We start from the raw sequence: 8,517 nt of genomic DNA, 5'->3' as shown, positions 1-8,517 counted from the left end.
GACGAGATCAAGGCCGAGGTGCTCGAGCGGCTCGGCGAGCAGTACGCGGGCCGCGAGAAGGAGATCGGTGCGGCTTTCCGGGCACTGACCAAGAAGCTTGTCCGTCAGCGCATCCTGACCGACCACTTCCGCATCGACGGGCGCGGTATCACCGACATCCGTGCGCTGTCCGCCGAGGTGGCCGTCGTTCCGCGGGCGCACGGTAGCGCGCTGTTCGAGCGCGGTGAGACCCAGATCCTCGGTGTCACCACGCTGGACATGGTGAAGATGGCCCAGCAGATCGACTCGCTGGGACCGGAGACCAGCAAGCGCTACATGCACCATTACAACTTCCCGCCGTACTCGACCGGTGAGACCGGTCGCGTCGGCTCGCCGAAGCGCCGCGAGATCGGCCACGGTGCCCTGGCTGAGCGGGCACTCGTGCCGGTTCTGCCGAGCGTCGAGGAATTCCCGTACGCGATTCGCCAGGTTTCGGAGGCGCTCAGCTCGAACGGCTCGACGTCGATGGGCTCGGTGTGTGCATCGACACTATCGCTGCTGAACGCGGGTGTGCCGCTGAAGGCGCCCGTCGCAGGCATCGCCATGGGCCTGGTGTCCGACGATGTCGAACTGGAGGACGGCAGCACCGAGCGTCGCTTCGTGGCGCTCACCGACATCCTCGGCGCCGAGGATGCTTTCGGGGACATGGACTTCAAGGTGGCAGGAACCAAGGACTTCGTCACCGCGCTGCAGCTGGACACCAAGCTCGACGGCATCCCGTCGTCTGTCCTTGCCGGTGCGTTGGCACAGGCCAAGGATGCGCGTAACACCATCCTCGAGGTGATGGCCGAGGCGATCGACGAGCCCGACGAGATGAGCCCCTACGCGCCACGTGTCACCGCGATCAAGGTGCCGATCGACAAGATCGGCGAGGTCATCGGACCCAAGGGCAAGATGATCAACTCGATCACCGAGGAGACCGGTGCCCAGATCTCGATCGAGGACGACGGCACCGTGTTCGTCGGCGCGACCGACGGGCCTTCGGCGCAGGCCGCGATCGACCGGATCAACGCGATCGCCAACCCGCAGCTGCCCAAGATCGGCGAGCGGTTCCTCGGAACTGTGGTCAAGACAACCGATTTCGGCGCGTTCGTGTCGCTGCTGCCTGGCCGTGACGGCCTGGTGCACATCTCCAAGCTCGGGCGGGGCAAGCGCATCGCCAAGGTCGAGGATGTGGCGAAGGTCGGCGACAAGCTGCGTGTCGAGATCGCCGACATCGACAATCGCGGCAAGATCTCGCTGGTCCTGGTCGCCGAAGAAGACTCAGCCGAGGACGCCCCGTCCGCTGATTCGCCTGTCGATGCCACGACAGGCAGCTAGCGGCAAGGCGGGCCTGCGACGGGTCCGCCGCGGCGACGAGTCCACGACCAAGTCCACACTGCGACGCACCACCTTGCCCGGTGGGCTTCGCGTCGTCACCGAATACGTCCCGTCGGTGCGCTCGGCGTCTGTCGGCGTATGGGTGGGCGTCGGTTCGCGCGACGAAGGGCCCAGCGTCGCGGGCGCCGCACACTTTCTCGAGCACCTGTTGTTCAAGGCCACGCCGACGCGAAGTGCGGTGGAGATCGCCCAGGCGGTGGACGCGGTCGGCGGCGAGCTGAACGCGTTCACGGCCAGGGAACACACCTGCTACTACGCGCACGTCCTCGACAACGACCTGGAACTGGCGGTCGACCTGGTCGCCGACGTGGTGCTGCGGGGTACATGTGCGGCCGAGGACGTCGAGCTCGAACGTGCTGTGGTGCTCGAGGAAATCGCCATGCGCGACGACGATCCGGAGGACACGCTCGGCGACGTCTTCCTGTCGGCGGTCTTCGGAGAACACCCGGTCGGGCGTCCCGTGATCGGCAGCGCGGCGTCGGTTTCCGCGATGACGCGATCGCAGCTGCATTCGTTCCACGTCCGCCGCTACACCCCCGATCGGATGGTGGTGGCGGTCGCGGGCAATATCGACCACGACGAGGTGGTCCGGCTGGTGCGTGAGCACTTCGGCCGGCACCTGGTGCGCGATCGCACGGCGGTGCCGCCCCGCAAGGGCACGGGCCGCGTCACCGGTCAGCCGTCTCTTGAGGTGGTCAACCGGGACGCCGAGCAGACTCACATGTCGCTGGGGGTGCGCGTGCCGGGCAGGCACTGGAAGCGCCGCTGGGCGTTGTCTGTACTCAACACCGCGTTGGGCGGAGGTTTGAGTTCGCGCCTGTTCCAGCAGATTCGCGAAACACGCGGGCTGGCGTACTCGGTGTACTCGACGGTGGACACCTTCTCCGACAGCGGCGCGCTGTCGGTCTACGCCGCGTGTCTTCCCGAGCGCTTCGCCGAAGTGGCCAGGGTGACCGCGGACGTGCTGGAGACGGTGGCCCGCGACGGAATCACCGAATCCGAGTGCCGGATCGCCAAGGGCTCGATGCGCGGCGGGCTGGTGCTGGGCCTGGAGGATTCAGGTTCGCGGATGAACCGCATCGGCCGCAGCGAGCTGAACTACGGCGACCACCGCAGCATCGACGAGACGCTGGCGCTGATCGACGCGGTCACCCTCGATGAGGTCAACGCGGTCGCGCATCAACTGCTGACCAGGCCGTACGGTGCCGCGGTGCTGGGGCCGTACCGCACCAAAAGGTCACTGCCACAGCCGCTTCGGGCCATCACAGGCTGAACTGTAACGTGGGGACGGTGACTGACCTCTCCCGACGAACCCTGCTGGCCGGCGGATTGGCCGTGGCAGGCCTCGCCACCTTTCCGCAAAAACCTGTCCTTGGCGACACACAAGGGGAGCCGGTCCCGCCGGTGCACGACCGTATCGAGGCGCTGCAGCGGCGGCACAACACGAAGATCGGCGTGTACGCAGTCGACTTCGAAACCGGCCGCACGGTGTCGCACCTCGACGGCGAGTCGTTCGCGATGTGCTCGACGTTCAAGGGTTACGCCGCCGCGCGCGTCCTGCAGATGGTGCAGAACGGTGAGCTGACGCTGGACCGCCAGGTCTTCGTCGACCCCGCCCAGGCCGCGTTGCCCAACTCGCCGAGGACCGCGCCGAACTCCGGTGGTCAGATGACGCTGGCCGAGCTGTGCGCGGCGGCCGTGCAGGTCAGCGACAACGCCGCGGGCAATTTGCTGCTCCAGACGATCGGCGGCCCCTCGGCCATCACCGATTTCGCGCGCAGCATCGGCGACGACCGCACCCGGCTTGACCGCTGGGAGATCGAGTTGAACTCGGCGATACCGGGCGACCCGCGGGACACCAGCTCGCCGCAGGCGCTCGGCGGCGGCTACCGCACCCTGCTCACCGGCGACGTGCTGGCCCCGCCGCAGCGCCGGCAGCTCGAGGACTGGATGCGGGCAAACGAAACCTCGAGCGTGCGCGCAGGTCTCCCCGAGGGCTGGACCACCGCCGACAAGACAGGCAACGGCGACTACGGCAGCACCAACGACGTCGGTATCGCGTACGGGCCCGACGGCAGGCGCTTGCTGCTGGCCATCATGACGCGCTCGCGGGCCAACGACCCGAAGGCACCGAACAACCGGCCGCTGATCGGCGAGGTCACCTCGCTGCTGGTGCCGTGGCTGCTCGGCGCTTGAGCGGGAAGTGATGACCGCCCCGAGTTGCTACCGGCACCCCGACCGGACGACCTATGTGCAGTGCACCCGGTGTCGCCGGTACATCTGCCCGGAGTGCATGCGCGATGCGGCCGTCGGTCATCAATGCGCGGAGTGTGTCAGCGCCGGAGCGAAATCGGTGCCCCCACCGCGGGTCCGGTCGGGCGGCCGGTGGGGTTCGACGACCCCGGTCGTCACTTTCGTCCTGATCGCGATCAACGTGCTCGCCTTCGTCGTGCAGACGGCGTCGTCGCGCGTGGAGGCGGACTTCGTCATGTGGTCGCCCGCCGTCGCCCACGGCGAGCTGTACCGCCTGCTGACGTCGGCTTTCTTGCACAGCGGGATCACTCACATCCTGTTCAACATGTTCGCGCTGTTCGTGGTCGGTCCGCCGCTGGAGATCTGGCTGGGCCGAACGCGTTTTGTCGCGCTGTATCTTCTGAGCGCGCTCGGCGGCTCGGTGTTGATCTACCTGTTCTCGCCGCTGAACGTGCCGACGCTCGGTGCATCGGGCGCGGTATTCGGCTTGTTCGCGGCGACTTTCGTGGTGGGGCGCAAGGTCAACGTCGACATCCGGTGGGTCGTCATCATGATCGCGATCAACCTGGTCATCACGTTCACCGTGCCGTCGATCAGCTGGCAAGGACACCTTGGCGGGCTGGCGACGGGCGGTGTGGTCGCCTTGGCCTACGCGTACGCACCCGCCAAGAACCGTATCCCGGTGCAGGTCGGTGCGACGGTTGCCCTCATCGTGTTGTTCGCGGCCCTGATCTGGTGGCGCACCAGCGATCTGCTGGCGCTGGCCTGACGGAGCGATCTGTGTTGACGACAGATGACTGCCCATGTGGCAGTGGGGAGGTGTTCGGCCGGTGTTGTCGGCCGCTACATGCCGGGGAGCGCCAAGCCGCGACCGCCGAAGAGTTGATGCGATCGCGCTACAGCGCGTACGCGGTCGGGGACCTCGACTACGTCTGGCGGACGTGGCATCCGCGCACCCGGCCCGAGGCGCTCACTCCGTCCGATGAGGTGTGGACGGGACTGGAGATCCTCGACACGGTGGCGGGACAGCAGGGCGATGACGGGGGAGAGGTGGAGTTCTGCGCTCACTATCGCCGGAACCGACGAAGTGGGACGCTTCGGGAGCGGTCCCACTTCGCCGTTAGAGCCCGTCGTTGGTTCTACGTGGACGGGGAGGTGTTCGGTTGACCGGTCAGGCCAGCACGGTGGCCGGGTCGGTGAAGGGCAGCTCCAGATCGGATGCCACCTGCTCGGAGAGCAGCGCGCCCTCGTGGGTCGAAAGACCCTTGGCCAGAGCGGAATCAGCCTGGCAAGCGGCCTGCCATCCCCGCTCGGCCAGCTTCACCACGTAGGGCATGGTGGCGTTCGTCAGCGCGTATGTCGAGGTGCGCGGCACCGCGCCTGGCATGTTGGCCACGCAGTAGAACACGGTGTCGTGCACGGCGAACGTCGGGTCGTCGTGCGTGGTTGGGTGCGAGTCCTCGAAGCAGCCACCCTGGTCGATCGCGATGTCGACCAGGACCGCGCCCGACTTCATATGCGCGACAGTCGAATTCGAAACGAGCTTGGGAGCCTTTGCCCCGGGCACCAGCACGGCGCCAATGACCAGGTCGGCATCCTTGACGGCGTCCTCGAGGTCGAGCATCGACGAGAAGCGGGTCTCGATGAATCCGCTGCTCTCGTTGTCAATCTTGCGCAACGTGTTGACGTTGACGTCGAACACGTTGACGTGAGCGCCCATGCCCTTGGCGATGCGGGCGGCGTTGTAGCCGGCCACGCCGCCGCCGATGACGACGACCTCGGCCGGGGCGACACCGGGGACGCCGCCCATCAGAACGCCGCGGCCGCCGTGGCTGCGCATCAGGTGGTAGGCGCCGACCTGCGCCGAGAGCCGGCCTGCGACCTCGCTCATCGGGGCCAGCAGCGGTAGCGCACCGTCGGCGGTCTGCACGGTCTCATAGGCGATGGACGTGGTGCCCGAAGTCATCAACGCGTCGGTGCACGGCCTGGAGGCGGCCAGATGCAGGTACGTGAACAGGGTCTGGCCCGTGCGCATCCGGCTGTACTCGGGCTCGATCGGCTCCTTGACCTTCAGCAGCAGGTCGGCCTCGGCCCACACCTCGTCGACGTTGTCGATCATCTGGGCGCCCGCGCGCTTGAAGTCGGCGTCGGAGATCGCAGAGCCTTCGCCCGCGCCGGCCTGAATGAGCACCTCATGGCCGCGATGGGTCAGCTCGGCCACACCGGCCGGGGTGATGGCAACTCGAAATTCGTTGTTCTTGATCTCGGTCGGGATGCCGACGCGCATGATCGCTCCTGGAGGTCGATGGACTAGGTAAATTGTGAAGAACATTCGGTAATCGAGCAACAGACTTGTCGATCATTCGATAACATCGCGCTATGACCGAAGAATCATCATTAGCGACGGTAAGTCGCGCACGTCCGCCGAAGGATGTTCGGCCACCCGAGCTCGACGAGGTCGATCGCCGGATTCTGATCGCCCTGCACCGCGACGCCCGCATGCCCAACAGCGCGCTCGCCGATGCCGTGGGTATCGCCCCGTCGACGTGTCACGGCCGGGTTCGCCGGCTGCACGAGCTCGGTGTCATTCGCGGTTTCTACGCCGACATCGACCCGACCGCCATCGGCCTTTCACTGCAGGCAATGATCTCGGTCAGCCTGCAGGCCAATGCGCGCGCCAAGATCCGCAGCTTCATCCAGCAGATCCGGCGCAAGCCGCAGGTGATGGACGTCTACTTCCTGGCAGGTGCCGACGACTTTCTCCTGCACGTGGCCGCCCGCGACACTGAGGACCTGCGAGCGTTCGTGGTCGAGAACCTCAACGCCGACTCCGACGTCGCGGGCACGCAGACATCGCTGATCTTCGAGCACCTGCGGGGCGCCTCTCCGCTGTAACCCCGCCCTCTATCTCTTATTGATAGAGAGGAAGTTCAATGAAATATGTCTTATTGCCCGCGATGGTCGCCGGTTCGATCGCTGGTGCCGCTCTGGGATCTGCCGCAGCCGCATATGCGGCGCCGACGGGTCCCGCGTCGGCGTCGGAGACAGTGAATGCGTTGCAGGCCCGTGGATTACACGTGATCCTCAACAAGACCGGCACGGCTCCGCTCGATGAGTGTGCCGTCACCTCGGTGCGGCCCGGTCAGACCTTCAGCAGGACGGATTCGGGAGCGCCGGGAGCGGGCAGCAGCATCGTCACAACCGTCACGGCGAAAACCGTGTATGTCGACGTCGACTGCTGATCAGAACGGTGGCTCGTCCGATGATGGTGGTGGTTCGGGGGGAGGCCGCCAATCCGGTGGCAACTCTTCGGGTTCCAGCGGATCGTTGATCCAGGTGCAGAACGGGCTGGTGCTGGGTCGGCCTTTGAGAATGAACAACATCTTGCGCATCTCGTTGCGGTGCTTGCGGTAGCCGATCTCCTGCCGGCGAGCGTGTTCGAGTCGGCGGTGCGCCTCGTTGATTGGCCGGTGGATCCGGTTGCGGTTGCGAATGCGTGCGATGCGGGTCGCCCGCTCACGAGAACGGTTGCGGCGAACGGCTTTCGGTTCCCGGCACGCCGGCGGCGACCCGATGTCGGGGAACAGGGCGACCCCGCCGGGCACGGTACGATAGACCTCTCCGGTCGGCGATGTCCACAGCACAGTGCCGTCGGGTAGTTGTTCGTCGCGCCAGCCGTCGTGAAAAGTTTTGAGTCGATGGTGTTGCCGACACAAACATTTGAGGTTGTGAGCCACCGTCAAGCCGCCCTTGCTCGGATCGGCATGGTCGAACGGAATTGTGTGGTCCAAATCGCAGATCACCGCGGGCCGGTCGCATCCAGGGAATCGACATGTCAGATCGCGTAAGCGCACTGCGCGCTCGAGGGCCGCCGACGGCTGATAGCGCAGCGCTTCGGCGGTGCTCACCTTCGGCTCTTCGACCAGGCGAAGTGTCGCTTCCTCGGCCATCCGGCGGACCAGGTCCGCGTCGATCACGCCGTACCCTTCGAGGTATCCAGGCTCGGTACCACCGCCGAGCACGGTGTCCGACCCCGCGATGACATTGACCACGATCCGGATCGACGAAGTGGTGTCATCGGGGCGGTTGGGACAGTTGCGATCATCGCATTGGCATGCCAGTGTGCGCCCCTCCGATAAAGCCTTCACTGCGTCGGCGCGGCGCTGATCGACGGTGCGGGGATCGTCTCGACACACGGCGCTGGCCAGTTCGGTGAGTCGCTTGTCGAATGCTATTCCTGCTTCGGCGGCGACGCTGCCGTCGAGTTTGGCAGTGCCGTCGGCCTGCGCGATGACTTTGACATGACGCTTGTCCTCGCGCCGCACCCGCTCCCGGATCGCGTCGGGATCCATTACTCGCACGATGGCGTCGATGGCGTTGATGATTCGCTTGCGTGACCAGCAGTGCCACTTCGCGACTCGGCTGGCAAGCAGGCAATCGAGGCGTTCGATCACCGAATCGCTGACGAATTCGGTTCGGGTGATTGCCAACTGCACCGTTCGCCAGTCCGTCTCACCCGCCGCCAACACCGCCGCAACCTTGGGCAGTCGATCCGCCAGAGTGTGGGCATGGGAGACCGTGACGCCTGCGGCCGCGGGGGACAGGTTGCACGCGGCCGCGACCTCGGCGGTGGTGCGTTGAAATCCCGTCACGATCATGTAGCCCGGGTCGGGGTCTTCCGTGTAGACCTCGGCGGTCCGCAGCGCAAGCAATTCGGCCACCGCCGACATCCGCCGCGCCATCAGCCGCGACTCCTGGCGCTGGGAGTCGGCAATCGCCACCACTAACTCGGTCGGCGCCAATCCTTCGAACATGTGTTCGAGAGTACGCCGGGGTTGCGACAAA

9 protein-coding genes are annotated in these 8,517 nt (G+C 66.1%); 7 read left to right on the top strand and 2 right to left on the bottom strand.

Annotation, left to right across the window (positions count from 1 at the left end):
• The 5 genes from QOC76_RS18560 to QOC76_RS18540 form a co-directional block, all read left to right on the top strand.
• The coding region (locus QOC76_RS18560; protein WP_526359014.1) for a polyribonucleotide nucleotidyltransferase at window positions 1-1,359 on the top strand (1,359 nt) is incomplete at its 5' end.
• A complete protein-coding gene (locus tag QOC76_RS18555) occupies window positions 1,340-2,692 on the top strand; it encodes a M16 family metallopeptidase (protein ID WP_526359012.1) in 1,353 nt (450 codons plus the stop codon). The genes QOC76_RS18560 and QOC76_RS18555, both read left to right, overlap by 20 nt.
• Before the next feature lie 17 nt (window positions 2,693-2,709).
• The gene (gene bla / locus QOC76_RS18550) at window positions 2,710-3,615 is read left to right on the top strand and encodes a class A beta-lactamase (RefSeq protein WP_526359010.1); all 906 of its coding nucleotides are present in this window, start codon (window positions 2,710-2,712) and stop codon (window positions 3,613-3,615) included.
• A gap of 10 nt (window positions 3,616-3,625) precedes the next feature.
• The gene (locus QOC76_RS18545) at window positions 3,626-4,441 is read left to right on the top strand and encodes a rhomboid family intramembrane serine protease (RefSeq protein ID WP_526359008.1); all 816 of its coding nucleotides are present in this window, start codon (window positions 3,626-3,628) and stop codon (window positions 4,439-4,441) included.
• 14 nt (window positions 4,442-4,455) lie between these two features.
• Complete coding sequence (locus tag QOC76_RS18540) at window positions 4,456-4,839, top strand: YchJ family metal-binding protein (protein WP_526359020.1); 384 nt, start codon at window positions 4,456-4,458, stop codon at window positions 4,837-4,839.
• Between the two features lie 4 nt (window positions 4,840-4,843).
• On the opposite strand, the gene ald is transcribed toward QOC76_RS18540, so the two are convergent.
• On the bottom strand, window positions 4,844-5,959 hold the full coding sequence (ald, locus tag QOC76_RS18535) for an alanine dehydrogenase (protein ID WP_526359006.1): 1,116 nt from the start codon (window positions 5,957-5,959) through the stop codon (window positions 4,844-4,846).
• Window positions 5,960-6,051: 92 nt separating this feature from the next.
• Between ald and aldR the strand changes: the two genes are divergently transcribed.
• The gene (gene aldR, locus QOC76_RS18530; protein ID WP_526359004.1) at window positions 6,052-6,567 is read left to right on the top strand and encodes an HTH-type transcriptional regulator AldR; all 516 of its coding nucleotides are present in this window, start codon (window positions 6,052-6,054) and stop codon (window positions 6,565-6,567) included.
• Window positions 6,568-6,605: 38 nt separating this feature from the next.
• Window positions 6,606-6,914 (top strand): hypothetical protein, encoded by a 309-nt coding sequence (locus tag QOC76_RS18525; protein WP_526359002.1) that lies wholly within the window; start codon window positions 6,606-6,608, stop codon window positions 6,912-6,914.
• Here QOC76_RS18525 and QOC76_RS18520 read toward each other — a convergent pair whose 3' ends face one another.
• A complete protein-coding gene (locus QOC76_RS18520) occupies window positions 6,915-8,486 on the bottom strand; it encodes an HNH endonuclease signature motif containing protein (protein ID WP_526359000.1) in 1,572 nt (523 codons plus the stop codon). It lies immediately after the preceding gene.
• Window positions 8,487-8,517 lie beyond the last annotated feature (31 nt).

It is taken from the genome of Mycobacterium sp., assembly GCF_032159565.1.
Lineage (GTDB): Bacteria > Actinomycetota > Actinomycetes > Mycobacteriales > Mycobacteriaceae > Mycobacterium.
The sequence above is the reverse complement of the archived record's forward strand: the minus strand, read 5'-3'. Positions and strand labels throughout refer to the sequence as shown.

Coding starts and splice junctions, on each gene's coding strand:
- aldR (WP_526359004.1), top strand. CDS start 6,052: ATGACCGAAGAATCATCATTAGCGACGGTAAGTCGCGCACGTCCGCCG.
- QOC76_RS18555 (WP_526359012.1), top strand. CDS start 1,340: ATGCCACGACAGGCAGCTAGCGGCAAGGCGGGCCTGCGACGGGTCCGC.
- QOC76_RS18520 (WP_526359000.1), bottom strand. CDS start 8,486: ATGTTCGAAGGATTGGCGCCGACCGAGTTAGTGGTGGCGATTGCCGAC.
- ald (WP_526359006.1), bottom strand. CDS start 5,959: ATGCGCGTCGGCATCCCGACCGAGATCAAGAACAACGAATTTCGAGTT.
- QOC76_RS18545 (WP_526359008.1), top strand. CDS start 3,626: ATGACCGCCCCGAGTTGCTACCGGCACCCCGACCGGACGACCTATGTG.
- QOC76_RS18525 (WP_526359002.1), top strand. CDS start 6,606: ATGAAATATGTCTTATTGCCCGCGATGGTCGCCGGTTCGATCGCTGGT.